Raw genomic sequence first — 26,394 nt, forward strand, 5'->3', positions numbered from 1 at the left:
GGCGTATTAAAATGACGGAATCCCGGCGTTGCCGGGGTTTGTTATTTGGATATGTCTTCCAAATTGTGGGTAAATTAAACGGCTCTGTCTACCCAAAGTGGTGTTGAGATAATAATTAATAATCCTAGATGGCAGGTTCCGTCTAGGATTTAATGTTATGGTGTAAGAATGGTATGGGTGTTAGTGTTGTGTGCTTGGATGAAAATCATATCCAACCCGTACTCGGCAACCTCTTTGTGCTCAAACTTAATGCAGTAGTTACCCTTGTCCCAAGACCATCCAGACTTTAATCTTTCCACCCAGCAAGCCTGAGTCTTGGACCCGGAGTCAGGATTACCAAGGTTGCGATATACCTCGCTACGAGTCAACCCAATATGAATGGGACCTGTATTGATTACGTAACCACTAAATAGAATACATACACTTTCTATAGCGATTAGTCGTCTCATATAACTCCTTGGTGATTGAAATATAGCAAGGCTCGTATAAACTACCGATGATATTAGCTGCGAGTTATACCGCATTTGAGGTACATCTATGGAATATACGTCAGAATTTCATCAGTTCTTGGATAAGTTGGCAGCGGAAACAGGTCATCATAACCTGATCGAAGCCATCCGTGAAGGATATAAAGTAACACATCCGTTATGTGAAGGTAAAGTTACCGATTGGGCGAAGAAAAGTATTGCATCAGCTGCATTAGCGGGATCCTTAGCAACATCATCTGTTGCTGCACCTATAGATGATGACCAATCTCAGTTGGATAACAGCGATAATTCAGCATTTGTATGCGAACAAGACTTTGAGAAAATTGATGATTTGAATGATGAACTATCTTACTGGAATAAAAAATATGAAAAAGCCCAACATGATTTAGTGTACTGGTTAGAAATGGCAAAACTTGCGCACGAATATACCTACAAGGGATGTGGTGATTATTGCCATTCCGAGTTTAAAGCAGCTCAGAAAAAATTTTATGAAGCTAAAGACCGCAGGGATGCATGTGCATTGGAAATTGAACGACTTGAACGAAAAAAAGCAAGAGTGAAGCAGCGCTCAAAATGCCCATATATCTACATAAAAAACTAAGAAACCATAGGTAGGGAATAGCTGGGTGATCCATATAAGACCACTTGGAATCATCATAGACCGTTTCAGCATTGTGCTTGCACCATACACTTTCATTGAAACCCTTATCACCCTCCGCATAATTGCGGAGGGTATTTTATACTAGGTAATTGTGTCAATACTTGGCAGATACCCCGTTGAAGATACACATAAAGTTCTAATTGGCTGCTCAGCAATTTACTGATTTGGGCCAGAGTTTTTCTATAATTATAAACTGTAGTTACATGAACCGTGGTATTAGTATGATTGATTATCTTGATTCACAGACCGTAGATGAATTCAATGCAGTGATGGAGGCCGGCTTTATCCCGCCTTGGGTTAAAGAAAAGATTCAGCACATGACAGAAGAAGAAATTGAAAAGGTTGCCAAGTATACTGAGCCACGAATGCAGTATAGCAACATGACGCCGAAGGAGCTGCGTGATTCGATCAGAAAGTTCCCGGGACGCTATGCCAATATGATTGCCGGCGCACTGTCGTTCAGCGCCCAGAGAGCTGCTCAGAACAATGTGGCGTTCAACCCTGCCGCCGAGACGACGCCACAGCATACTATCCGAGAAGGTTATTATCGAGCGGTCTTTACTTACATCAAGAAGTACATGTCTAGCAAGAAGTTCACCGTTTGCGATGAACATGGTAATGCCATGACTAATCTCAACGGCGATACAATTACCCAGAATCTGGACTATGACGCCGCCCGAGCCGTACGCACATGTATGGATGACGACCATAGCCGTGTCAATGAGCTTGGCCGTACTGCATACAAGAAAATATATACACTGGCGCCTAATTTTGTAAATTTCGCATCTATCGACAGTAATCCTGTTGTTAGACAGTTGCGACATGATACCCCTGTGTTCAATGACCTGATCACTAAGTGGTATGCGGGATTCTATAGTAAGGATGTTAAGCTCAAGCAGGCGGGTGACATGGCTGAACTGCAGCTTTTCTACGATACATATGGAAACCGTGGCGAAAACATGAAGAAGTTTAGGTCGGACCTCCTAATGAAGCAGCGTGAGGGTAATATCACCAGTGCTATCAACAATCGAAACGTTCGCCCGAACCCTTATACGGCCGGCGACGAAAAGATTCCGGACGCTGAACATAAGCAATGGAATGATCCGTTCCGTGAACCTGAAGAGGATGCCCCGATCGTATTTGATTACGAAATGGAAGATGATATCAAGAAACGCCTGCTTGATGAACTGGAATCCAAGTATGACCTCAATAATATGACTGATGGTCAGCGTAAGAAATTCTTTGAACAGTTGCGTGATGTTGATGCGAAGGCGAAGCGGATGGCTGCCGAATCATATGCGGATTCCAATGCACGATATATGGAATCCGAGGCAAACAGGACGCATGTTAATGATATCGCAGCAGATGCTTCCATCGGAGAAATTTTTGACCGTCGTTATGGCCTGTACCTGCCGCATGTAACCCCGCTATCAAGGGATATGATGTACAAGAAGCTGTATGACGAATATGTTAATGCCCCGGGTGTTGATGCAGCTGCGGCACCACGTCCGCTTGAACAGTACAGATCATATCTGGGCCGTACCTTCCGGAAGAATGGTGAATCTTGGCATGATTTTGCGCAGCGTCTGCGCTTTGATGTCGAGGCGGCATTCCCACCAAAGTATGTTGAAGGTGGCCTGCATAAGAAGGCCAAGTGGTTTAATACGTTGTTCGCTGAAGGGGATATAATCAAGAAATGCAATATTGACCCGACTGCGCAGGATGTATTCGGCGACTGGTGCATTGTCCATAATGACCTGTTCGGGGAGAAGTGTTCACCTGAACCACATCCAGATCACGTCTCCGGATTCAATTTCCAGAACTACGCAACGATCCAGAAAATGGAACGTGAGCGTGACGCCGGATATCAAGCTGATGCGGAAATATATAAAAAATACATACCGACCAACATTTACGCTTAACGGAAAGCCCACGGCTTCAGCCGTGGGATGATGAAAACAGTTGCCAACTGGGAAAAGTTTTTGTAGATTGTTATAAACTTATTTATGATAAGAGTTCTTGGCAGTCCTCCTATCAAGGTTAGATTTTAGAATGTCCTCGGAACGCTGACTGCCAATTTTAAGTGTTTCGGGGACATTTGCTTATCTATGGTTGAATTGAAGACATACAAGTACAAGTTGTATAATAGGGATGCATTGAAGTATCTCGACGACATACTTGTTATTGCAGGTCGGATATACAACCACTGTATAGCTTTGCATCGTAGGTACTACAGCCTCTACCATAAGATGTTGAACAAGTATCAGTTGCAGAAGCACTTAACCAAGTTGAAACGACAGTATCCAGAGTGGAATGAGGTTCCTTCGCAAGCCGTACAAGATATAACGGATAGAATAGACCGAGCATATAGGTTGTTCTTCTCCAATCTAAAAGCTGGGAAGAAGACTAATCCACCGCATTTCCAGAAAACTGCGAAGTATAGGTCGTTCACGACCAAGCAAGCTGGATATAAGTTTCATGATTTTAATCGTGTTAAGATAGGCAAAAAAGATTTTCCCTATTGGAATAGTAGGGATTTAAATGGCAAGGTCAAGACCTTGACCGTCAAACGCAAGAGCAACGGATTCTACATATACATTGTCGTAGAGCAAGAAGTAGCATACGAAGAGTGGACTAAATCGGGTGAAATCGTTGGTTTCGACTTCAGTCTGCATGACTTCTTGGTTTCCTCTAACGGTGATGATTGCAGTATGCCTAAAATTTTGCGGAAGAACCTCAATTCTTTAAGGAACTTATCGGAGAAATACCGTAGGTCTAAAGGTAAACGAGGTTCGCTGCGTACATTGCAGAAGCTACATGAGAAGGTGGCTAATCAGCGTTCGGATATGCACTGGAAGCTGGCACGGCAGATGTGTCGGGACTACGATGTGATGGTATTCGAAACGCTAGACCTAGCTAACTTATCCAAGAAGTACAAGAAGTCCATGTACGACTTTGGATTCAACACCTTCTTGAATATCCTTGAATATGTAGCACATAAGACTGGTAAGACGGTTATGTATGCAGACAAGTGGTATCCATCCAGTCAGCTATGCTCCGAATGTGGATTTCAACACCACGACTTGAAGGATGTATCCATACGACATTGGATATGTCCTAGCTGTGGTGCGGAGCACGACCGAGATAGGAACGCCGCAATTAACTTATGTAAGGTAGGGGCATCTACCTTTGGGACATGTTGCTCGCAGTAGCAACTCCCAGAATCCCACGACTTTAGTCGTGGGAGTATGTCAACGGAAAGAGTTATGCATTTGATTGTGTATTTACAGTTGGCATTGAGGTTGCCACTGGGAATGCGGCAGTGATTGTTAACGACATGTATGCAGGCAATCCGGCTGAATTGGACGCAGCCCTTAACATGATGAGGAGTAGGCTTTAATGTTTGATCGTGCTCGTTTTGATGCTGATTACCTGAATGGGCGTACTGAATACGATATTGAATACAACGGCGTCGTATACAGCAGCGCAACATTCGCTGGCTATCATCCAAACAAATCCATCGAAGGTTTCTATAATTATGATGGATCGCTGATCTGTACTTTGAAGGATAACGTGCGTGTAATCGGATATGAGCGTCGAGAAATCAAGGTGCATCATGTCTATAAGCATTTTAAAAACAAATTCTACTATGTAGTGGATGTGGCAACCCATTCAGAAACAAAAGAGCAGTATGTCGTATATCGTCGTATGTATGGCGATGGATCGCTGTGGATCAGACCGTTGGATATGTTCCTGTCAGAGGTCGATCACGATAAATATCCGGACGTTACACAGAAATATCGTTTTGAGGAAGTGGACTCAATCCCTGATCCCCAATAAGTCCGTATACACGCCAGTAAATTGCTTTCATTATCGGCATCCGTGACGAATATTTCGCCACGGTGTTTTTCATATGGCTGCGATAGTATTGTTCTAGCGAGCCATTTGGATAAAAATATTCATAAAAACCTAAGTAGTATTGACAATTTGGATTTAAAGAGTTATATTTGGTGAAGTAAAAATGCCTAACCATACTTATTCAAGGAGATAACCATGGCATATTTGAATAAAGTCCTGCTGATTGGTCGCCTTGGCCGTGACCCCGAAATCACTTTCGTTGGTGACACTAACAAGAAGATGGCCCGTTTCAGTATCGCATGTTCGTGTAAGCGTAGGAATGATCGTGGCGAGACCGTCGAACATACTGATTGGAATACGATCGTATGCTGGGGGAATATCCCGACAATCCTCGAACGTATCAAGCTCGGCAAGGGTGACATGGTGTATGTCGAAGGCAGTGTCGGGTCACGTCGATGGGTGGACAATGACGGTAACCCGCACAATATCACGGAAATCACCGCATCTACTGTACAGCTTCTTTCCAGTCGTAACGGCAAGAATGACGCTAATGGCGAATCTGACGGCGCACCTGCCAATGATGGCCTGATGACTCCTGCTGAAGTTGATGACCTTCCGTTCTAGGGGGACGCATGATTACAGTGTGCATAATTGCCATGGTATATGTAGCCGGTATGCTGCTATATATCTTGCTTAACCGGCATAGGATTGGCCGAATAGAACAACGTGAAGGCAGTGAGTTTTCCGACGGTTATCATGTCCGTGTTAATTTGCTTGGGTTGATCTGTGAATCGTTCTTGTGGCCACTGTTATTGATTGAATTTGTAATCGAATATGTGTACGATCATGCAAATATCATTGTTGATGACACCGAATTACTAGACGTTTCAAAACCAGAACCGGCCAAGAAGATTGAAGTAACGGTGGGCAAAATCGGCGAGACTATCTATATAGGCGATAGTGATACCAACACAAATAAGTGACAAATAGGCGGTCGCAAGCTCACACCCTTTAGGGTGTGGGTAAGACCCGCCGAAAATATTTCAAAAAAAAAACTCTTACCAAGCATGAGATTATAAATTATATTTGTATTGTTAAGCAATGAAAATGCTTTTTAGAGAACCGAAGTCAGTCCCAACTGAAATAATGATTGGATGAACTGCTTCAATATGAGATGAGTAATTGCTTGATAGACAAAAACTTATGTGGTCTGGCTGGAACCCGTAATCTAGCTGTGTGGTTGGAACAACCCACCGCTGAGGTAACTGCCGCTATGCAAGGCTGGCTATATGCTTGTTTCGCACAAGCAGTTCCGTTGAAGCGAAGACAAGAAGCTCACAGCCTTTAGGCGGTGGGTAGTTCACTACTGGAGAAAAGTTGGCTATGACTAAGATCACTGACATAGAAACACCTGAATTACGACAGGCGTGTGCAAAAGGTTTAGCGTATATCGCAACAATGGGCCGTGCAAATACGGATATTGCAAATCTGGTAGGCAGATGCAACATGCTGTTCCATGATACAAGTAAGGTTTTTGTGCTAGGTATATGCAAAGACAAGGACTTGATGAATAAGTTCGATAAATTCTATACTAGGACAGCGAAAATCAGAACTGCGAATATTGGCGAAAGACTCAAGGGATTTAAGATTCTAGCGGAATATGCTAAAATCATGGTTGAATTTTCTAAATGGATTGAATCCCATGAATTCACTGAAGGTGAAATGGAGGCCATCCAGAAGAAAGTCGAAGATTTAGCAAAGAATGAAAATTGCTTGTAGACTATCCAAGCATGCCTAAATTGCCGGGTCTAAACTAAAAGAAGCTGTATCACTACAGCTTCTTTTTTATTTGCCAATCAAGGACAGTTTGGTGGCGTTCTGATCGAAATGATATATGTCTTGGTCGGACATATCTACGTGGAATTCCGATACAGTCTTAATACTGTTCAGAATTAGACTTATTTCTGTAGTGACCGCATTTAGAATAGCTTCGGTGCATCGTATTTCGTAATATGGTATTGAATTGGCTGACAGCATAGTTCTGATGCGGCCGTCGATCTCGATAGCCTCTTCATGGGTTTGGTTCCTGCCGGACGTCTCATAGGACGGCGGTCGCTGAATAAATAGGTTTAGCGAATAAGGCTCATATTTCTTGCCTTCCTTGATGCATAGTTGCTGCAGTAGGGTGTCATCTGTATAGATTGATCCCAATGCAAGTGGCGAATCGGTGATAACTACGTCTACCTTGCCGCATACACGGAAAATACGGTATGCCTGTTTTCCGGTGATATAGATCTGGCAGCGTAATTTTTCCATGGCACCTTCCCATGTAGCATCCTTTGCGTATTCGGTGACATATTCCGCATTTACCCCTATCATCTTCAGCTTTGCGAATAGATACGATGCTGCAGTGCTTTTACCTGCCCCGGGCCCTGCATATAGATTAACGATGAGTGTCTTTTTCATTGCTGTTTCCTGTAGTTATACCATAGTCGGTGTTCTTGGCTTGTGACAAACCCGTGCATCATGCAAATATGCACTGCGGGTTCTGGGTCTTTCCTCATGATCTGAAATATAGTATATCAGAACCGGATATCCAAACCGGCCCCCAGTTCGCCTGTGATGTCTCCGTCATATTTTATACCGGCACGGGCATATATTGGTCCTGCTATAAAATATTTTGCCCCAGCCATGGCTCCGCTTTGGAATCCGCCGGTTCCATAGCCGATATGGCCATCTGCGTATACACCCCACTTGGACTGGTTGTCCTTCTTGACCACCTTGTCTTCATTGACGAATACACTGTCCGTTGTATGTGATACTTGAACAATGGTGTCGTGCACAATTCGTTCGACGTACTGTACGTCAGTCTCGACCTTTCTCGCCTGCAGGTCAAGTATTGAATCCCTTAGGGTAGAAATGGTTTTCTCGTATGTGGAATAGGCTTCGGTATTTTCGACGTAGATTTCCTTGATGGAATCCTTGTATACAGTCCTGATCAGCTGTTTGCTTGTCTTAGTGGCTGAAATGGCATATTCCTTTAGCGAATCTCGCTGTGAGGTCGCCACCTGTGCCTGCAGTGTCAGGTCTGATATTTTTTGCTCGTACATTGTTTCACGTTCGCTGTAGTATGTCGCCAGTGAATCTGATGCACGGGACAGTTCCAGTTTCTGATTTGATATTTCCTTCTCGGTGTATTTGAGTGCGCCGACAATGGTACAAACTACGATAGTTAATGCTATAGTAATGACTGTAAAGAATTTTAGGTTATCCTGCATGCAAGCCTCCGGGATCGCAATAAGTTTATGCGATGAACTAATTTAAGCATGTACAAGGAGTATGTATGTACGATTTTGGGGTTAAGATTCTCAGCTTTGTTTACAATTAAGTTTGGGCTGGATACAGGCTGTTGACAGTATCGAATATAGTTGCTATATTTATGCAACTAAGGAGATACTATGCCTAGAGAAATTCCGTTTGTTCCATTTCAGTCCGATCAGGAAATATTGGACTTTGTACATGCGTTGACCGGGGACCGTAAGGCGGATACTGCTGTCGGTAAGGCCCGTGGGTTGAGTGATTTTCAGATATCCGTACTGCGGCAAGTATTTGGGAAATCAGGCCCGGCTAACACGAAATTCGTATCTGATGATGTTCGTGAGCAGATTATCGAACAGTATAAGGCTGGTGTTAATGTCCAAGAGATATCCAAGAATTTCGATGTATCGGTTTCCCGGATATATGATTTTCTGGCAAAAGCCAAGTGTGACAGGAACCGGCGTGATTTCTGGACCCCGATCAAGGAACGTGGCCTGATGCAGATGAGGGACAAGAAACATATGATGTGGAAAGACATCGCAAGGTTCTTTGGAAAGACGATCAACTGTGTCGAACGTAAATATAAGTACATGAAGATGGTCGAGGCCAGAACGGCGGAACTCGCCAATGTTAAGTCACAATCTACGTTTGAAACTGAAAATTCTGTTGAAATGGAAAAGACCGACGATTAGTCGGTCTTTTTGTTTATCCACGGCGGCGTCGACGTGGCGATGATTGTTTTCCATCGGAGTTGGAATCGTATGGCCATTCGGTTGGCACTTTCCATGTGAGTATGATTACATTGTCATACGGGTTAGGTTTTACCGAGTATCCTAGCATGAGCAGTTTTGTTTCTAGGATCTTCCATGGAATGCCGTTCGGGATTGGGATGGCGCATTGGTTTGCACCACCGAAAGCGGCCATCTGTATCATGCCGTTAGCCACATGTTCAAACCACTCAAGCGTGTGGTCCTTCCATGATTCAACTGTCATTTTTGCAGCTGCCTCTGCGGTAAATGGCTGCGGTACAGGCTCAAACCACTCATGTGCGTGGTCCTTCCATGCACCAGCTGCCAATTTTGCAGCGTCATCTGCGGGCAATGGCTGTTGTGCAGGTGTTTTATCCGTATTTATTTCGGCCATAATTGAACCTCTTAGGTTGATGTGTTGTTTAGGTAATCGCATATATCGTCATATGACGGTATTACGCCATGAAGTACACGCTCGTATGTCCAGTTGAGCGTCTTGGATACTGCTGCGCCGAATTCAGGACCGGGCTTGATGGATGATGCCATGACAGCTCGTGTTATGGTTGTACGTGGCACCATATCCTGTACTTTGCAGTATGTTTCGACCATATCGGCAAATGGGATGTCTTTTTCCATAATGCTATGATATACGGCCCTGAGACGGGTTATATTCGGGTTACTTGCCATCTCTACACGAGTTATCAGGTCCATGTCGCCGGACTTGATCTTTTCAATGCTGGATGCAATCCATTTAGTTGTCCGTATCATGTCTACCGTACAACGGAAGTCGTGCATTGCCTTGTCAATGCATTCCGAATCGATAAATAGAAGTGCCATTGCCGTAATGTCGTCGTAGTGCAGTTCCGGGAACATTCCGGCGTGATCTGCAATCGCACGGTTTCGTATACGGATAAGAGTAGAACGTGATATCATGGCGCATTGCGATACATGCAGGTGAGCGTCGCATGAATGGAATAGTGAAACGAAATCGGCAAAAGCGGTTGCACCATATTTTGCACATTTCTGGAATTCGGCATATATTCGGTCAATGGAGATTTTTTCAAGCATTGACACATTCTTGATGATGCTGTCTTTGGTATCGTCATCAATGCCCATGGTAAATCGTGCGGCGAAGCGCATTGCACGAATTATGCGGAGGCCATCTTCAGAGAACCGGTCATCCGGGTTGCCTACAGTACGGATATATCCGACCATAAGGTCATGGATGCCGTCGTGGTAGTCGATGATGTTACCATCCCGGTCTATTCCCATTGCATTGATTGTAAAGTCTCGACGATCAGTATCTTCCTTGAATGAATTGGTGAGACTGATATGGTCTGGATGGCGGCCATCGGTATATCCTTGTTCGGTACGGAATTGTGTTACCTCGAACCAGTCGTTCTTATGCTGAACTAAAATCGTCCCATGGGCTTCTCCGTTATTGCTTTCGCAGCGGAAAGCCTTCTGCAGTTCGCTGATCGGCATGTTTGTAGCTATGTCGATGTCGTGTATTTTGGATGGCTTATTCAATAAAGCTTCAAGAATCAAGTCTCGTACTGAACCACCTACAATATACGCCTCATATGGCACACCTTCCGAATTCGTATGGCTTGTGATAAGTCGCATCAGCTCGATTCCGGACCGTAATGTTTTGCCCTTGTACATGGACAGGTCGATACGCATGGCATCGTAATTGAACGCCTTTTTGATCATTAGTCGTTTCCTTTCCAGTAGCCTTCCTCGGATTCTTCCCAGCAGCCGTTCCAGTATGGATTGTCGTTGCTGGAGCATGCCAGCAAGGACGTAGTGAAATCGAATTCGATTACCTTCATGGAAGGTGGTGTATATGGTTTCTTTTGTTGTGTACTCATGTTATATCCTTGAACAATGGTCGTCTGACCTTTGAACCGTACATCAAGAAGTAGCCGATGTATCGGGTAAGTCGGCAGAACATGTGTGGGTCACGTCTGCGGGCGCTTTTCCTGATGCAGTGAATTGTTCGGTTATGGTAATGCATTGTCTTGTTAAGCTCATGGATGCATTCACCGATATCTTCAGGGTGTTTCTTGTGTTTACGGTTCAACTCCATGATATTAGAGTTTATTTTGGTTAATGCTCTATGATACGAATGAAGAGTAAAGACCATGAGGTTATGCTGATTGACCATGGTTTCTACTATACGGAGCAATGCTTCACGGTCTCGGTACAGGCTGCGTTCGTCTGTCGGCTGTCTTGTAGTATTGGTCATTTGAAAATGATCTCCGTAATGTTGTGGTAGGTGATATGGATACCGGCTGCATCAATCGTATGTACGATCAAATGCTTGTTTTTGCCAATCTGGATATCTGCTATGCGGACGTCTTTTTGAAGGGTCGCTGCGTTGGTGAACGTGTCATCGACAAGAAAGATGCTTTCATAATCGTTGCAGTCAGGATCATCTGACTGGTTGAACCGGATTGCAATGATTTGACCCATTGTTTTGACGATATTTGCCGCCTGCATGACGACTGACATCTTGATCAGACCTCTGAACGGCATGATGCGGTCAATAAGCTTGTCGTTGGTCAACGGGTGTTGCCTCGAAATTTTCACAATGTTGCTTGATACGAACTTAACGTCGATACTGCTGTAATTATGCTGCATAGAATTCCTCTGATGCCAATATAATAAAATGGCAGGGTTACGTCAATACCCTGCCTGTGCATAATATTAAAACTCTGACCCGTTTACGCTTAACGGAAAGCCCACGGCTGAAGCCGTTGGATGATGAAAACAGTTGCCAACTGGGAAAAGTTTTTGTAGATTGTTATAAACTTATTTATGATAAGAGTTCTTGGCAGTCCTCCTATCAAGGTTAGATTTTAGAATGTCCTCGGAACGCTGACTGCCAATTTTAAGTGTTTCGGGGACATTTGCTTATCTATGGTTGAATTGAAGACGTACAAGTACAAGCTGTATGATCGGGATGCGTTAAAGTATCTCGACGGCATACTTGTTATTGCTGGTCGGATATACAACCACTGTATAGCTTTGCACCGTAGGTACTACGGCATATACAATAAGATGCTGAACAAGTATCAGTTGCAGAAGCACTTAACCAAATTGAAACGACAGTATCCAGAGTGGAATGAGGTTCCTTCGCAAGCCATACAAGATATAACGGATAGAATAGACCGAGCATATCGGCTGTTCTTCTCGAACTTGAAATCTGGGAAGAAGACTAATCCTCCTCACTTTCAGAAGACAGATAAATACCGTTCATTCACGACGAAGCAAGCTGGATATAAGTTCCATGGTTTAAATCGTGTTAAGATAGGCAAGAAAGACTTCCCCTACTGGAATAGTAGAAATTTCGATGGCAATGTCAAAACATTGACCGTCAAACGCAAGAGTAACGGCTTCTATATATACATTGTCGTAGAGCAAGAATGTACACAGACAGAGTGGACTAAATCGGGTGAAATCGTTGGTTTCGACTTCAGTCTGCATGACTTCTTGGTTTCCTCTAACGGTGATGATTGCAGTATGCCTAAAATTTTGCGGAAGAACCTCAATTCTTTAAGGAACTTATCGGAGAAATACCGTAGGTCTAAAGGTAAACGAGGTTCGCTGCGTACATTGCAGAAGCTACATGAGAAGGTGGCTAATCAGCGTTTGGACATGCACTGGAAGCTGGCACGGCAAATGTGCCGTGACTACGATGTGATGGTGTTCGAGACGCTAGACTTAGCTAATATGTCCAAGAAATACAAGAAATCGATGTATGACTTCGGGTTCAACACTTTCTTGAACATACTGGAGTATGTGGCACACAAGACTGGCAAGACCGTTATGTATGCGGACAAGTGGTATCCATCTAGTCAGCTATGCTCCAAATGTGGATTTCAAAACCACGAATTGAAGGATGTATCTATACGACATTGGATATGTCCTAGCTGTGGTGCAGAACATGATAGGGATAGGAACGCCGCAATTAACTTATGTAAGGTAGGGGCATCTACCTTTGGGACATGTTGCTCGCAGTAGCAACTCCCAGAATCCCACAACTTTAGTCGTGGGAGTATGTCAACTAGAATATGCTGAAAACTTTCCATTGAAAAATGTCCTTTGGATGGTACAGCTTAAATATAACATATCCCAGAATGCATGTCAATACTTTTATAATAGCATCTTTTTTGCGTATTTATTGATTACATCCGATACATAGCGTACAAAAAATACCTCTGACCTGTTTGGAATTTTATAGGGGGTTGTGGCGTGCGGAATCTCGTATGTGCTATATTTTAATGGATTTAAGTTAATGTCGTCGATTGTCGCTAAATCTTCCACACCACTATGTATGCAGATTCCGATCAGGCGGGTTATCATGCCGGTTGTTGGCCCAGAAATATATTCATCATGATATTGTCTATATTTTTTGATAATTTTCTTTGCGGTTTGCAAATCGCAGCTAAACAGAATGCCTGTAACTAGTTGGCTATACTCAAATTGGCACTGGCTAAGTAGATCTACTAAGAACCCATATTCGACAAAATCCGTTCCTCTTGTTAATACGATGAAGATGTCATTCGTTTCATTAACACGGGGATTGCCGATTCGCATGGTTAGCGCAGGAAATTGTTCCTGCGGGTGGCTGATTCGTATTCCATAGGTACCGCCGTGTTCATCTGAGTATGAGACCAATGAGATTAAATTTAATGTGGCGATGTAATCCACTAAAGCTGTCAGAGTTGTCTTGAAATCGGTCATATAAGAAGGCTCTTAGCATACATGGATGCCATTTTTAGAATGTCATTACAATACATATCATACACATTGTATGAATTGCCGCCGCATGTTGCTGGGTTGATGTATGCTAATGGATTGCATGCAATTTCGTCTGCACTGTCAGGAATTCCAAGTTTATGCAACGGTGTACCATCAGCAGCATCCCGGCAGTTTGATATCATCCGGTTGATCATGTCATGTATGCTGAATGTGCTAACATATTCCTTGAATTTTGCAAAGCAGTCGTCCTCTTCTTGCTCGGGTATTACATTGTATGTTTGCTTGAGTAAGATAGATAATGGGCGGTCCATTTTATAGTTTAAAAAGTCTATTCCATATCGTGAAGATGCTGACGAAGTTATGCTTACACCGCATGGAAAACGGGTTTCCCATATTGGATCCATATTGTCGTCCGACCGACGGCCGTATATATCTATATTGTTGAATGGAAATTGTAGAACTTTCTGTATTACTATGTCACCAAACTTGAACAGCTTGCCCCCGGCGTTCAGCGACAAGAAATATGTCGACATCGATGGAAATGCTTTCACATCGACTACGAGAATGTCATTGTGTTGTAGTTTGTCAATGAAGGCATGGATCGCTTGATCAGTGACCTTGTCATGCGGATTTTGATTGGTTCCAAGTTCAGTCATCGTGATAGTAGCCCCGTCGCATACTGTTTTGCAATCAGGAACAGCGTATGCTCGTAACGGTCCTTGGTCAATTCCATGATTGTAGTGATAGATGGCTGCCCGTCGGCCATGGCGTACTTTACCGGATTGGTCACGATGTCGTCAAATGACTCGATTCGTGAAAAACAGCCGGTCTGTTTGCACATCTGGATACCATTTGTAAAGAATTTTTTCAGGGTGAATGCTTTCATGTACCGCCTGATAAGCTCGAACTCCTCGGCTGTGTTGACTATCTGGAACATATTGTCGACAAAGAAACAATTGTTGGTACGCATTGAGTATAGATAATCGATTCCTAGAACACCCGAGATTGTATGCTTATTGCAAGACACGTACATCCTGTCGATCGCCTGATCGAATAACGGGACCGAATCCGGGTTACAGAGGTTATCTGCCGTTGCGCCTATTTTACATTCGACCAATATGCGTAAAAATGGATCTTCATCGCCTTTGTTTGGGTTCGGCCAAATGTCGATTGCGAGTTTCTTGCTGTATTTTCCATGAGTTAGATCGTGACCGATCTTAGGATATAGTCCGGTAGCCTCTATAGCCCGCATCAAGTTGGCTATAGGTGACGTTGTGTCTGAATTTAAAAAATTGAATGGTCTAACCATGGCACGTAATATACTATTTTGATTAAACCATGTCAAGAGTCTGGTTTATAAACTACTTGCATGACGAATATAATCATAAGTAATTGTTGCGCAGGTGCCGACATATACAACTTTGCCCATAAGGAATTTGACAACCCGTTCATGTGGTGCCGGATTTCAGGAAAGAATATGCTTGCATTGATAAGCAGATGGGGTGATATAGATTGGGAACGGGTCATACCTACGGCTAATTTCGATGGGCTCCATACTGGATTGAACGTTGACGGTATTGACATAGATTATCCGCACTATAAATATGATGTGCTGCCAACATATAAATCTGGCGTAGACGTGCGTTCTAAGGATATTTTGAACTATACCATGGACAAGTACCGTGCTAGGGTTAAACGAATGCTCAGCGGGCCTGTAAACCCGGTTTTTGTAGTAATTACTTATCCAGAAAACCATATGGGCCTAGATGACATAGTGACGATGCGGAATATGTGCGCCGATCGGCATTACCGGTCTTTCATAGTCACATGCGATGCGGTGGATAGCTTAGGTTGTGTCACCGTGTACAGGGACCCGGCCGTAAATACCGTACCTAAGAAGAATCCGGGCTATTTTCTGCGTAAGCATAATATTTATGCCGCCGCAAGTAAACTTATCACGGGAGACGTACTGTGATTGACCTGAAAGACATATCCGTTGTAACGTGTAACTATAACACGCCTGAGTTTACCCGCAGGATGGCCGAATCGTTGTTCTATCATCTGAACCAGCGCATCACAATGATTATCATGGATAATGGGAAAGACCATCCGTTGAATTTTTCCGATTATCATACCTATAATGTGTACAACAATACTTGTCACAGCATCATCCCGGACCACCGTCAGGGAAGCCATGACCATTGTCATGCGGTGGATTACGCCATAAAAAACTTGGTGTCGACTAAGTGGGTGGTCATCAGTGACAACGACGTGGTTTACAAGCCTACTGTAAAGGGGTTTCTGGAAAATCTAGATGAGAGTGTGGATTGCTATGGCGAGATTGGATGGGACCATACCCCGCCTGACCGGATTTTTCCGTATTTTTGCGTGATTAACCGTGACAAGTTCATTGCCGATAATATGGACTATTATGATCCGGACAGACTGCTTAAATATCATATGGACGGGATGTATATACAGCAAGAATATAATTTTATGGATACTGGATATTCGTTCTACGAGGACGCCAAGGCTAAAAACTGGTTGATTAGGGAAATCAAGATGGACGACTATATCATGCATCTAGGCCAAGCGTCTTTGTACAGAAAGCATTTTCGTGACTGGGTGGAAGCAACCCGGCACCTGTATAACGAGGAGACATGATGAAACAATATCAAGGAGAGAAGGCCATTATCAGCCTAACTAGCTGGAAGGCCAGAATAAAAACCGTCGGGCTGACTATTTATAGTCTTTTGAAGAATTGTCCGGGGTTTCATATCGTATTATGTCTAAGCGAGGAGGAATTTCCGGCGAAGGAAGCTGAGTTGCCTGATGATATCAATTTATTGGCTAATTGCAACAAGATTGAAATTCTTTGGGTCCGCAAGAATTATAAGGCGTTTAAAAAAATCTTGTTTACGATGGATAAATATCGTGATGTGCCGATCATAAGTGCTGATGATGATTGCTTGTATATATGCAATTATGCTGACGATTTATATGCGCATTATGTGAACGATCCAAAATGTATTTACACGATTAACGCACACCGAACAACCGGGTTTCAGCATGGTCCGGCAACAATATACCCACCATATGCATTCATTCATTTAGGGTTAGAATTATTGCAATATGATGATATCGTTAACACAAATCATGACGATGTTTATTATGGGTGTTTGGCATATTTTAACAGCATTAAAATTATTTGTATACATGATACGGTACCCTATGTGTTTCATGATACAATCATTCCTTTAAGCAAACAAAATCGTTGCGCTTCAATCAATTATTCAATAAGGAAAATGTATGAGATTTTACAACGACATTTCACTGATAACCGCTAATTTTAATAACCCAGATTTAACACGATTTATGATTAAATCATTCCTAAATAAGGGGGTGGGGAATATACCAATTACGATTATTGATAATAGCAATGCGGGTGCGTTTAATTTGATGCCGGTTGAACGTGACTGTGAAATTAGCGTTGTAAATAACAATAATTACAAATTAACAAAAAATTGGGGCGTTGGTGAATTATCTAAGAACCATGCGCATTCGTTAGATTATGCGATTAAGCATGCATCATCTAAATGGGTGATAATTTGTGATAACGATATTTTGTTTAAACCTGCTATTATTGATCTCTTGAATGAAATCAAAGATTCTCAATATGCTGTCATTGGTGAAATTGGGCATGATTCGGTACCACCAAGCCGCTTATTTCCATATTTATGCATTATTAACAAATCGCTTATTGATAAGTATCGAATTAACTTTTTTGATCCTAAAAGGTGCATGATTAAATTCACTGACCCGCAAACAGGAATGTTATCCAATCATTATGATACTGGGTATTCGTTTTTGGAAGATGTGCTTGCGAACCATCTACCTATTAAAAAAATTAATCTTGATACATATTGCACGCATTTTTTGCATGCTAGTCAAAATGCTAAAGGAGTTAATAAAGAAGATCGTATTCTCCAATGGATTGTTTCTAACAAACACTTAATTGTTTGAGGTTGATTATATGATTCCGGCACCATATTACATTACTTTTCCATGTGCAAAAAATGCTACTCGACAGCCACTGCCAATGAACTTTTTAAATAAGTTTTTTAAAAACCGTCTAGATATTGGCCTAGCAGAAAATATGTTTTATGATGGATATGAGCTAAATCAGCATCATATCAAAACTAAAGTGTATTGGGATGTAATTATACCTCAAATATTTGATTTTGTTGACATGCATTTTTCCCCGGATGAGTATAAATTGATTCCTTATTATGACGAATCGGGACAGTTTGATTTATCATACCATAACCCAATTAGCTCAGGTAAGTTTACATGGTATGATATTGATTTTAAACGTCATACTGGTGATTTTAGCACATTACGTGATATTGCTAATAAAAAATCGATTACTCGGTATCATTCACTTTCAAGTGCATCGCATTCATGCGCATATATTGTTAACCATAATTTTAAATATGATTTAAATGTCTTATTACTTTGTGATAGCATGTTTATCCCAATTATACCAATATTGGCAAATTGCTGCCATCGTCTAACCGTGTGCGATAATCGCCGTCATACTAGGTGGTTTTGCAAAACGCCACCGTTAACGTATGACCGGTTTATCGTATCTCGAATATTATGTGATTTCACACCTCGTGATATTGCATATCGATTTTTATAGGTGCAATAATTCGCCAAACATATAATCAATGGAATCGTTTGTAAATGAAAAATATGCAGCGCATGGGATAAATGTTAACTCGCCAAAATATAACTGTCCGTTGATTTCATAAAAATCAACTCTAACGAATTTAAATGGTTTCGACAATATTTTAGCATATTCAACCATTAAGTCAAATGTTTGCGGGCATGTATCATGAATTCTGTAGTTTGCACGGGTAGTGGAACAATCGATATTGACGCATGGTTTCCAATTCATGTCATAATAATTCATATATTTGTTTGTTCCATTACGATCTCCGATTACTTGGCAATATACTGGAACACCATTAAAACAACCAAATTTATAATCTATTAAATCTTGGTGGCGATTATCCGACATTAGCGGTTCCACCAAAATTTTTCTAGGAATGGGTAAATAATGCATTTCATACCCATACCATGTCCAATCTTTTTTTAGCCATGCAGTCAGTAACTTACCTGCATTAGATTGTATATGCCCATTTCGCATAAATATATTAGTATGCGACCCATGATTTGTTTTTATGACACAATTTGATGGCAACTTATTAATCGATTTCATGAGTTGATCGACGTTGTCAAATGTGCGAAGTGTTGGGATTGTGATATCGGTGTGCAGAATACGTGTTACATATTCCTTTGCAGTTATTTTATCAGTACAATAGGTTTTTAAAAATGTTGAGTCATAAATCTTCAAATATTCAAGTTTTTCCGAAAAACGTTTAGGCGTTTCAAGATTGATACGGCGATGCATGACGGATTCATGCTTTTTTTGTATGATCGGTGCTAAACTTGCACAATATGATTTAAAATCCATATTTAAACTCCTGTCCATAAATATGTTTTAATTGGGGGAAATGCGATATTACTGCATAAAGCCAATTATCTCGCTTTTCATATCCGTTGGCATCCTTTTGGTGTGTCCATGATACCAATCCGCTAGTTTTTCCATTTTTCGGGTCTAAATCAGTACCCCAATCAAGCCCCATGAAATATACTGGGATATGATTCAATACAATCCATGGCTGGACCCAACACTCATCGGAAATTGGCGATAATTGATCACGGCACGCCAATATTTTTTCGTTGAGCAGCTGTTTTGGGTATGCGCTGACTGGAATCATGCTTTGCCCGCACCACCGTACTTTGTTGACATGGGGGCCCGGTCCTAATTTTGATTCAATGTATTTTATATGTCTTCCACTGTAAGCGTGGATTGAATAATTATTATAACATATAATTGCATTAGGGTGCTGTTTGTGAATTGCCATTACCCGTTCAATTAAATGATTGTCATACATCACATCGTCATCGATTAAAAACACGCAATCGTCTTTATTTGCAATTTTAAAAATTTCATGCCGCTTATGAACATAGGTATTTTTGCTTAGCCAATGCAGCTGTACTTTTTTCTGGGAGCATAGCAGTTGTAGGTCGGCTGGAAGGTCTTTTTCCAAATTCGCAAATTCTTGCATTGATAGCCACAAATGAATTTCATCAGGTGGTAATGTTTGCTTGTATAATAAAAGCCATATTGCGAACCCAATATTGCCTATTCTCTTTGGGTAACTAGTCATAGTTACAATTATTTTTTGCATATCGTCTCCTATGATCAAAACAACGTTTTGTAAAATTTTTGTTTACTCTGTCCTGCATTTAATGGGCATTTTACATCGTGAAAAATAAACGGAGGGGTTTTCTTATTTCCGCAGCCGAACGTTAATTTTGATTTTGCTATTACTTTACTGGCTATAGTGTCGTCTTGCGATTCTGCGATTATAGCGTCATTTATATATGGTAACAATGAATCGATATAATGCGACTTGTTGTTTGGTGCATATAGCGTACACGGGCCTTGCGGAATCAATTCATTCCGTACAGTATATCGAATGATATCTTTGTGCGTAGATTTGTATAGCTGATACAATTCTTCTGCATAGTTGTTCTTGTAGATGCAGTCGTCATCGGCACTAATTACCGGAACGTCTGGGTATTTCAGCATGGTAAATAAATATTTTTTGAATGCCTTGTAATTCTTCTTCACCCACAGGATCTCGATCTTGTCGAATCTGGAAAGCAGTTGCAGATCTTCTGGCAGTTCGTCTATCATTCTAGGAAATTCGTTGGAGCTGAGGCACAGGACTATATGGAATCCCGGGCAGATCGTAAGAAGGTTGTAAATGGTCAGCCCGACCGTCTTGATCCTCGCCTTCCAGCTAGTCAGACTTATGATGGCCTTCTCTCCTTGGTATTGCTTCATGTGGTCTCCCTGTTTGCATAATAGTTTATAACCGCCTTGACATATAATTGTCAAAATTGTATATTGGTACCATGCGGTACAATGTAATATGCGTAGATCTTTTGTATGATTGTAAGGTGGTCAAGGTAACGACTGTCGCCACAGGGCTTGATTATGACGGCATGTGTGATGTCGTTGCGTCTGAATATGCTGCACACAGCGAAACAAGAACAGTCCGCACGCCGGATAACCGCAGGTGGAAGGGCAAGTATGAATTTGCGAAAAAGTGGATCAGGAAGCATGAATCCCTATTTGGACGTCGTTGGTTTAATTATGAACCTGTTACATATGCGTATTATGACAAAAACCTGCATAAGATATCCACTAAAGTGATGGTTGAAGGAGTAAAAGAATGCCTGTAGACGAATACGATTTTATTGATGAAATCAAACCACTTGCTGATGCAAAACAACCTACAGATTCTGCACGGGTGTCTGATCTTGATTCGCTTATTTATTTCATGCAGGCTAAATACCCTGCACTGTTGACTGACCCAATACCGTCGGAAATCCTTAATGCCAAATGCATCATGAGTTTGAACCGGATGCAAGAATGCATGCGATACCTGAAGGAGTTGCAATGTTTGCGAAAGAATGACGCAAAACCTAAGTATGTTGACGGAAAATGGTACAAGTGCACGACGCCAGATGGTGTCATGCGTGTGCTAAAATGCACAGTGAATAAAGAAAACGGCCGGGTCGAATTTATTGGAAATACGGCGACACTGATGTATGGATATTATGGGTTTGACGAATCTGATTTTGTAAAGATCGAGGAATACAGCGGAGAAGTCGCTACAACACGCCCGATGACAAACCGTGAATTGGCTGATTGGCTTAATTGCGGGTTCGGCCAATATAAGATTGGGGTTGGCGGATCAATCAGATCCGAGTGGGTGTATTGCGACGGCGATGACGATGAACCGGTATCTGTGCAGAATGTGAAGATCCGCAGTAAAGGGGAAGCCGAATGGCGTGAACCTCGTGTACTGGTGTCAAAGGAATAGTTGCGCATGAAAGAATTTACTGGCGAAAAATTGACTAGAGCCGCCAAGGCGGTGTCTGCGTTGAAAAATACGCTTTATGATATCAATGAATACCGGAAATTTATTAACGGAAAGACGTTGGTCAAGTTTATCGTAGACGACGCCAATTACAAGTTGGTTTACGAAGGATCCGTTGACAATGCCAAATACACCATGACGGTTGTCGAGGACAAAGGTTACCGTGTACAGACGTATATTGCTGAATTTGAGGATGGCCGTCGGATAGAGTGTCCATCGGACAAGCGCTGTATTGACATTGACTATGAATGGTTTGAGCTGAGCAACTCGCCATATGAAGATGTTCTCTTGTGGATCAATTCTGTTACCAAGGATTTTAAGGGAGTTCCCGTACGCATTGCTGACTGGAAACAGCATAATCAGGACACTTACGATGAATTCACTCGGTACTGCAGGAAATACGATACATTCAATACAGAGTTGTTTGACCCGGAAAAGTGCACCGTAAAATTTTACCGGTTTACCCCTACCATTATGCACTTTACGCATCATTCCTATGACGACATAACATTCAACATACGTGCCGGGCTTCAAGACGGTAGAGTTCCGTTCATGCTTATTAGGCCATACTATATCCCGGATAGTGGTGATGACCAATTTTTTGACAAAATCATCATGAACGGTGAAAAACTGACCGAGATTCGCAATAAATTCGGAAAGAAAGTCTCTTCCATCCAAGAAGCCGACGACTTTGTAGAAGGGGTGCGTAAACGTGTAGAGGCATACCTCGATAGTATGGCTGAGAAGCATAATATTAAGTGGCGTGGTATCGAGATTACTGAGTCTGGTCCGGTCGGCGAACCGACGAATAAGCCTGAATATGAACGCAAGGCGCTTAACGTTGTCCTTGACTATATCGCCGATGCGACGTTCGATTTCCGAAAGATATTTACCGAGGATGAACGTACAAAGGTGAACTTGGGGTCAATTAACTATGGCGCCGAGTACTCAAAGACCATTACTGTCATGAAGAAAAAGGGTAAGAAGCTTATTCCGCATACAGTGTCCCTGTCTATGGTCGCCACTACTGGTTTCCGTAACCTTGAACAAGTCGTGATGTACAATGAACGACCGGATGCATATGACACCAATGTTCAAATCACGTTCCCGTTCATGTACCGTACAATCAACGGCAAATACATGACATTTGATAGTGCACTGGAAAATTCCGATGGCGGGCCGGTTGATATACACTGGCGACCTACAACGTTTTGGTATAAATCGCTTGAGTCAAATTATGACGTTGAGTTCCCTAGAGACATTGAACTCGAAACACAGATGTTGCGTCTTGCATTTTCCGACAATAAGGCTGAATTTGAAAAATTCAAAACGGAGCACTATGACTATTTTCATCGGGCAGAACTGCATTTTACCAAGATTTTCAAGGGTATTTCTGAACAGTACGAAAAGTATCTGAAATACGCCGGGTTGGTATAGGAGCATACTATGGCAAATCAGGAAAAAACTACTAAGGTGTCGTACTATGCCGAAATACCGGCGGAAAAGTCAACCACCGGAAAGGTCATGGGATTTGTGTACAGCCGTACATCACGACGGGGCATTCCGTCCGATTATCGCTGGGAGGAAAATAGTGCGACCTATACGGATTCGCTTGATGACCTTATGTACGTTCTGCACAATGTACTCGCACTTGAAATCGATAGGGGCTTTAACGTAAACGTCGAAAGCGTGGAAATCCATAAGGTGACCAAGGAAATAGTCACTGCGACGACGGATGAATTGATGGGGAAACACCCGGATATGGATGCGATTACCGACATCGGCGAGTCGAAATACGGATGGAATGATCAGCCTATATACGAACGATGTCCTGAATGCGGCGAGGATGGCTGGACTGGTGACGTGTGCCCTAATTGTGGGCATAATCTATAGTTGACTGATGTATGTTTACCGGATATTTTGATAGAATACATGATTATGAGGCCGCCGGATGCACCGTATTGGCTATTTGCGGTAAGGTGCCTGACGAGTATAGGGGTCCGCAGTACAAGAAGCTGGCCCCGAAGCTCGGCTTCTTCAATGAATGGAAATACGGGGCACATAAAGGCGACAACGCATTTTATGTCGAACGGTTCGGATCAGAGGTCCTCGACAATTTGGTATTCGAAGATGTGGTTAACGACCTAAAGCAAATCTCCGGCGACTTGTCGAAACTGGTGCTCCTGTGCTATGAAGCGCCCGGAAAGTTCTGCCATCGTCATCTAGTATCGGCGTGGTTCACTGAGCGTGGGTTGCCTTGTACCGAATTTTCTGATCAGGACATGTCCGAGAATCTGATTGAGTGGTAGTCTATGAATCAATATCTAATCGTATATTCGTATGACGGTACGGACGGATATGGCGAACCGGCTAGACTATACCGAGGCGTGGTCGTTGGCGCCACATGTAAATATGCTGCATTGATCACGTTCTATGGCTCGTTCATCATGAGCGATAAAATCGTAGAATCCGTTCGACGCATTTCAACTGAGGAACAGTATGAAACCTAATTTGTCAAATACTGCAAAGATTGCACTAGCCGATTATCTGCTGGATAGGCTAGACAAGCATGTATCCTATGTGGATGACGATGGCAAGCATTACTATCACATGGACCTTGAAAATCTTGAAGAATCATGCGAGGCATGTGGTACCATTGCTGAGGCGTTGACTGCCGCATTTGATGCAGAAAATAGCGAGGTGAAATTCTATTATGATTAGCTATGGCGATGTAATTAACAAGATCAACGCAAAAATATCATCCAGTCTTCCTATGGATAGCATCGTATATTACGGTGTAGTCGTGATGAAAACCTGCGTTGGTAATTGGTCATACAAGTATACTGCGCAGATAGCGTATGACGGTTATGTAATCGTTCTCATATTCGATTCCGCTAATTGCGTAGATGTATATGTGATGAAACATCGTAAGTATGAAGATATCACTAAACCGAGCATGGATGATGTCGTCATCGAACAAGGTACAATAGGCGATGAAGACTTGTTTAACAAGTACGCCGAAAAGACCAGTGAATATCTTCCGGATAATAGAGGCATTGGCCGGGATGCGTATAATGCACTGTTTACCAAATATGGTAGGATGAAATGAAAACATTAAACGTAGTTGTAAGTGGCAGAAAACATGTGGTCACCGAAGAAATCGCACAAGCCATGGTCGATCTAATCGACCGTATTGATTATGCATATGGTCAATGCGGCTCAGATAACCCATATGGTGATATGAAAAATGGCGGTCTGGCATATCCGGTTGCCGATAAAGTCGTTTACATCAAGCGTTTGCTTAATGACGCTAATGTCAGGTCGTTGTAATTAATTGTATCTGTGGCTAATTGACCACGGAACTATATAAAGGAATTTGCTAAAATTGAGTTAATCTGGCATCGTATACAATGGCATAAGAATATGGAACATATAAACTTATCTTGTCTAAGCAAGGATCCATATATGTATAATGACGCTTTTGTTGGGATGCTAAATCAATTGGAATCGGTGGACCCGGTAATTATTGGGGCCATCCGTGAAGCATATGCTATCTGTGAAGGTTCTCACCGTGATAGAACAACCGGCCATAATCTGTTTGGCAAGTCTAGAAATACGCAGAAAGCGTTCGATCGGAATCATCATGACCTGTCAAATTCTTCATTTGACACCGATTCTATGGTTCTTCGAAGTGGTAACCGAGGCTCTGGTATTTATGGAAAAGTTGGCGATAAGAATACAACCTATGAATTACTGAAGCATAGTTCACCTCGGGCAGCTCGATATCTACGTGATCGTGGATTGCTGCCAGATAACGTCGGTGTTCATGAGTATCTGGAATACTTATATCAGAACAAATATGGTACCCCTGAGTATAAAGAATTTGTCGCAGCGCTTGACCATTGCCGAAACGAACGCATTGATCGCCCGTCAACGGGTCGTGCCCGAACAACGAGTGCATATAATAGGAGCAGGACCAACAAGGCCGTTTTCGATATGGAGACCGATGATTTAGATGGTGTCACTGCATATGCGGCAAATCACTCGCACCTCTTTGCTGACAAGCCTAATCATGAAGTGGAGGACCTAGTTATGGATGACATGCCTGTTCATGAAGTGGATGATGCTAATCATGAAGTGGTTGATGATGCTAATAATGAAGTTGAGATGGGGTACCTAGTCATGGATGATCCGCATATTGTTGATGATTCGGATCTCCATAAAGACGAAAACATACAGTTTAACACTATTGTAGACGATATTCCGTATGAAGCTATCGTTTCTGACGCCGACGATCTGGCTGATGCGTTAGATACGCTGCATCAGTTATTTGTCGCATATGGCCGTCCAACAAATACATTTGAACATAAGTTGGCTTATAAGCGTACAGTAGATGCGTGGGGTGACGAGGCATTACGTCGCTGGGAATCGGCATATGGCCGAGCACCCCGACAAGATTGATCCCATAA

General features: G+C 42.4%; 36 protein-coding genes. 24 read left to right on the plus strand and 12 right to left on the minus strand.

The window, feature by feature from the left end; all coding sequences use genetic code 11:
* The first annotated feature begins 537 nt into the window (after window positions 1-537).
* From MJZ25_08710 to MJZ25_08740, 7 genes are all read left to right on the plus strand, one after another.
* Window positions 538-1,089, plus strand: coding sequence for a hypothetical protein (locus MJZ25_08710; GenBank protein ID MCQ2124246.1), 552 nt, complete (start codon window positions 538-540; stop codon window positions 1,087-1,089).
* Window positions 1,090-1,352: 263 nt separating this feature from the next.
* Window positions 1,353-3,071, plus strand: coding sequence for a hypothetical protein (locus tag MJZ25_08715; GenBank protein MCQ2124247.1), 1,719 nt, complete (start codon window positions 1,353-1,355; stop codon window positions 3,069-3,071).
* 186 nt (window positions 3,072-3,257) lie between these two features.
* On the plus strand, window positions 3,258-4,361 hold the full coding sequence (locus MJZ25_08720; GenBank protein ID MCQ2124248.1) for a transposase: 1,104 nt from the start codon (window positions 3,258-3,260) through the stop codon (window positions 4,359-4,361).
* Window positions 4,362-4,548: 187 nt separating this feature from the next.
* Window positions 4,549-4,989 (plus strand): DUF1653 domain-containing protein, encoded by a 441-nt coding sequence (locus tag MJZ25_08725; GenBank protein ID MCQ2124249.1) that lies wholly within the window; start codon window positions 4,549-4,551, stop codon window positions 4,987-4,989.
* Between the two features lie 213 nt (window positions 4,990-5,202).
* Window positions 5,203-5,631: a single-stranded DNA-binding protein gene (locus MJZ25_08730; protein ID MCQ2124250.1), complete on the plus strand. Its 429-nt coding sequence runs from the start codon at window positions 5,203-5,205 to the stop codon at window positions 5,629-5,631.
* A gap of 8 nt (window positions 5,632-5,639) precedes the next feature.
* Entirely contained in the window at window positions 5,640-5,990 is a 351-nt protein-coding gene (locus MJZ25_08735; GenBank protein MCQ2124251.1) for a hypothetical protein, read from the plus strand.
* A 400-nt stretch (window positions 5,991-6,390) separates the two neighbouring features.
* On the plus strand, window positions 6,391-6,786 hold the full coding sequence (locus MJZ25_08740; protein MCQ2124252.1) for a hypothetical protein: 396 nt from the start codon (window positions 6,391-6,393) through the stop codon (window positions 6,784-6,786).
* A 66-nt stretch (window positions 6,787-6,852) separates the two neighbouring features.
* Here MJZ25_08740 and MJZ25_08745 read toward each other — a convergent pair whose 3' ends face one another.
* Entirely contained in the window at window positions 6,853-7,473 is a 621-nt protein-coding gene (locus tag MJZ25_08745; GenBank protein ID MCQ2124253.1) for an ATP-binding protein, read from the minus strand.
* A 116-nt stretch (window positions 7,474-7,589) separates the two neighbouring features.
* Window positions 7,590-8,285 (minus strand): hypothetical protein, encoded by a 696-nt coding sequence (locus MJZ25_08750; protein MCQ2124254.1) that lies wholly within the window; start codon window positions 8,283-8,285, stop codon window positions 7,590-7,592.
* A gap of 180 nt (window positions 8,286-8,465) precedes the next feature.
* Between MJZ25_08750 and MJZ25_08755 the strand changes: the two genes are divergently transcribed.
* The gene (locus MJZ25_08755) at window positions 8,466-9,017 is read left to right on the plus strand and encodes a helix-turn-helix domain containing protein (protein MCQ2124255.1); all 552 of its coding nucleotides are present in this window, start codon (window positions 8,466-8,468) and stop codon (window positions 9,015-9,017) included.
* Between the two features lie 13 nt (window positions 9,018-9,030).
* Here the strand turns inward: MJZ25_08755 and MJZ25_08760 are convergent, their stop codons facing one another.
* The 4 genes from MJZ25_08760 to MJZ25_08775 all read right to left on the minus strand — a co-directional run bounded on the left by MJZ25_08760 (window position 9,031) and on the right by MJZ25_08775 (window position 11,717).
* Window positions 9,031-9,468, minus strand: coding sequence for a hypothetical protein (locus MJZ25_08760; GenBank protein ID MCQ2124256.1), 438 nt, complete (start codon window positions 9,466-9,468; stop codon window positions 9,031-9,033).
* 11 nt (window positions 9,469-9,479) lie between these two features.
* Window positions 9,480-10,787, minus strand: coding sequence for a hypothetical protein (locus MJZ25_08765; protein ID MCQ2124257.1), 1,308 nt, complete (start codon window positions 10,785-10,787; stop codon window positions 9,480-9,482).
* Window positions 10,787-10,945, minus strand: a complete 159-nt coding sequence (locus tag MJZ25_08770; protein ID MCQ2124258.1) for a hypothetical protein — start codon at window positions 10,943-10,945, stop codon at window positions 10,787-10,789. The genes MJZ25_08765 and MJZ25_08770 overlap by 1 nt, the downstream gene beginning before the upstream one ends.
* Window positions 10,946-11,318: 373 nt before the next feature.
* Window positions 11,319-11,717, minus strand: a complete 399-nt coding sequence (locus tag MJZ25_08775) for a hypothetical protein (protein ID MCQ2124259.1) — start codon at window positions 11,715-11,717, stop codon at window positions 11,319-11,321.
* A 279-nt stretch (window positions 11,718-11,996) separates the two neighbouring features.
* Between MJZ25_08775 and MJZ25_08780 the strand changes: the two genes are divergently transcribed.
* Entirely contained in the window at window positions 11,997-13,100 is a 1,104-nt protein-coding gene (locus MJZ25_08780) for a transposase (protein MCQ2124260.1), read from the plus strand.
* Between the two features lie 132 nt (window positions 13,101-13,232).
* Here the strand turns inward: MJZ25_08780 and MJZ25_08785 are convergent, their stop codons facing one another.
* Genes MJZ25_08785 through MJZ25_08795 form a run of 3 tightly spaced genes read right to left on the minus strand, consistent with a single transcriptional unit; the run spans window position 13,233 to window position 14,727 of the window.
* Window positions 13,233-13,823, minus strand: coding sequence for a hypothetical protein (locus tag MJZ25_08785; GenBank protein MCQ2124261.1), 591 nt, complete (start codon window positions 13,821-13,823; stop codon window positions 13,233-13,235).
* The gene (locus MJZ25_08790; protein ID MCQ2124262.1) at window positions 13,820-14,497 is read right to left on the minus strand and encodes a hypothetical protein; all 678 of its coding nucleotides are present in this window, start codon (window positions 14,495-14,497) and stop codon (window positions 13,820-13,822) included. The genes MJZ25_08785 and MJZ25_08790 overlap by 4 nt, the downstream gene beginning before the upstream one ends.
* Window positions 14,494-14,727 (minus strand): hypothetical protein, encoded by a 234-nt coding sequence (locus MJZ25_08795; protein ID MCQ2124263.1) that lies wholly within the window; start codon window positions 14,725-14,727, stop codon window positions 14,494-14,496. The genes MJZ25_08790 and MJZ25_08795 overlap by 4 nt, the downstream gene beginning before the upstream one ends.
* Before the next feature lie 483 nt (window positions 14,728-15,210).
* Here MJZ25_08795 and MJZ25_08800 point away from each other — a divergent pair, with 483 nt between their 5' ends.
* From MJZ25_08800 to MJZ25_08820, 5 genes are read left to right on the plus strand one after another with little or no spacing between them, the layout of a single operon-like run.
* The gene (locus tag MJZ25_08800) at window positions 15,211-15,816 is read left to right on the plus strand and encodes a hypothetical protein (GenBank protein ID MCQ2124264.1); all 606 of its coding nucleotides are present in this window, start codon (window positions 15,211-15,213) and stop codon (window positions 15,814-15,816) included.
* Window positions 15,813-16,505: a hypothetical protein gene (locus MJZ25_08805; protein MCQ2124265.1), complete on the plus strand. Its 693-nt coding sequence runs from the start codon at window positions 15,813-15,815 to the stop codon at window positions 16,503-16,505. The genes MJZ25_08800 and MJZ25_08805 overlap by 4 nt, the downstream gene beginning before the upstream one ends.
* Window positions 16,502-17,188 (plus strand): hypothetical protein, encoded by a 687-nt coding sequence (locus MJZ25_08810; protein ID MCQ2124266.1) that lies wholly within the window; start codon window positions 16,502-16,504, stop codon window positions 17,186-17,188. The genes MJZ25_08805 and MJZ25_08810 overlap by 4 nt, the downstream gene beginning before the upstream one ends.
* On the plus strand, window positions 17,151-17,864 hold the full coding sequence (locus tag MJZ25_08815; GenBank protein MCQ2124267.1) for a glycosyltransferase: 714 nt from the start codon (window positions 17,151-17,153) through the stop codon (window positions 17,862-17,864). Before MJZ25_08810 ends, MJZ25_08815 begins: the two co-directional genes overlap by 38 nt.
* Window positions 17,865-17,874: 10 nt before the next feature.
* Window positions 17,875-18,543: a hypothetical protein gene (locus MJZ25_08820; protein ID MCQ2124268.1), complete on the plus strand. Its 669-nt coding sequence runs from the start codon at window positions 17,875-17,877 to the stop codon at window positions 18,541-18,543.
* On the opposite strand, the gene MJZ25_08825 is transcribed toward MJZ25_08820, so the two are convergent.
* Genes MJZ25_08825 through MJZ25_08835 form a run of 3 tightly spaced genes read right to left on the minus strand, consistent with a single transcriptional unit; the run spans window position 18,538 to window position 20,673 of the window.
* The gene (locus MJZ25_08825; protein MCQ2124269.1) at window positions 18,538-19,380 is read right to left on the minus strand and encodes a hypothetical protein; all 843 of its coding nucleotides are present in this window, start codon (window positions 19,378-19,380) and stop codon (window positions 18,538-18,540) included. The genes MJZ25_08820 and MJZ25_08825 overlap by 6 nt on opposite strands.
* A complete protein-coding gene (locus MJZ25_08830; protein ID MCQ2124270.1) occupies window positions 19,370-20,161 on the minus strand; it encodes a hypothetical protein in 792 nt (263 codons plus the stop codon). Before MJZ25_08830 ends, MJZ25_08825 begins: the two co-directional genes overlap by 11 nt.
* A gap of 14 nt (window positions 20,162-20,175) precedes the next feature.
* Entirely contained in the window at window positions 20,176-20,673 is a 498-nt protein-coding gene (locus tag MJZ25_08835; GenBank protein MCQ2124271.1) for a hypothetical protein, read from the minus strand.
* Window positions 20,674-20,894: 221 nt separating this feature from the next.
* Between MJZ25_08835 and MJZ25_08840 the strand changes: the two genes are divergently transcribed.
* The 10 genes from MJZ25_08840 (at window position 20,895) to MJZ25_08885 (ending at window position 26,386) form a co-directional block, all read left to right on the plus strand.
* On the plus strand, window positions 20,895-21,224 hold the full coding sequence (locus MJZ25_08840; GenBank protein ID MCQ2124272.1) for a hypothetical protein: 330 nt from the start codon (window positions 20,895-20,897) through the stop codon (window positions 21,222-21,224).
* Window positions 21,215-21,868: a hypothetical protein gene (locus tag MJZ25_08845; protein ID MCQ2124273.1), complete on the plus strand. Its 654-nt coding sequence runs from the start codon at window positions 21,215-21,217 to the stop codon at window positions 21,866-21,868. The genes MJZ25_08840 and MJZ25_08845 overlap by 10 nt, the downstream gene beginning before the upstream one ends.
* A 6-nt stretch (window positions 21,869-21,874) precedes the next feature.
* On the plus strand, window positions 21,875-23,362 hold the full coding sequence (locus MJZ25_08850; protein MCQ2124274.1) for a hypothetical protein: 1,488 nt from the start codon (window positions 21,875-21,877) through the stop codon (window positions 23,360-23,362).
* Between the two features lie 9 nt (window positions 23,363-23,371).
* A complete protein-coding gene (locus tag MJZ25_08855; GenBank protein ID MCQ2124275.1) occupies window positions 23,372-23,818 on the plus strand; it encodes a hypothetical protein in 447 nt (148 codons plus the stop codon).
* Window positions 23,819-23,829: 11 nt separating this feature from the next.
* Complete coding sequence (locus MJZ25_08860; GenBank protein MCQ2124276.1) at window positions 23,830-24,234, plus strand: hypothetical protein; 405 nt, start codon at window positions 23,830-23,832, stop codon at window positions 24,232-24,234.
* A 3-nt stretch (window positions 24,235-24,237) separates the two neighbouring features.
* A complete protein-coding gene (locus MJZ25_08865) occupies window positions 24,238-24,435 on the plus strand; it encodes a hypothetical protein (protein MCQ2124277.1) in 198 nt (65 codons plus the stop codon).
* A complete protein-coding gene (locus tag MJZ25_08870) occupies window positions 24,425-24,646 on the plus strand; it encodes a hypothetical protein (GenBank protein ID MCQ2124278.1) in 222 nt (73 codons plus the stop codon). Before MJZ25_08865 ends, MJZ25_08870 begins: the two co-directional genes overlap by 11 nt.
* A gap of 196 nt (window positions 24,647-24,842) precedes the next feature.
* Window positions 24,843-25,034 carry a hypothetical protein gene (locus MJZ25_08875; protein ID MCQ2124279.1) on the plus strand — a complete coding sequence of 64 codons (192 nt, stop codon included), beginning with the start codon at window positions 24,843-24,845 and terminating at the stop codon, window positions 25,032-25,034.
* Window positions 25,031-25,255: a hypothetical protein gene (locus tag MJZ25_08880; protein ID MCQ2124280.1), complete on the plus strand. Its 225-nt coding sequence runs from the start codon at window positions 25,031-25,033 to the stop codon at window positions 25,253-25,255. The genes MJZ25_08875 and MJZ25_08880 overlap by 4 nt, the downstream gene beginning before the upstream one ends.
* Before the next feature lie 135 nt (window positions 25,256-25,390).
* Window positions 25,391-26,386: a hypothetical protein gene (locus MJZ25_08885; GenBank protein MCQ2124281.1), complete on the plus strand. Its 996-nt coding sequence runs from the start codon at window positions 25,391-25,393 to the stop codon at window positions 26,384-26,386.
* Window positions 26,387-26,394 lie beyond the last annotated feature (8 nt).

Origin of the sequence: Fibrobacter sp., assembly GCA_024399065.1 — a bacterium.
Classification (GTDB): domain Bacteria; phylum Fibrobacterota; class Fibrobacteria; order Fibrobacterales; family Fibrobacteraceae; genus Fibrobacter.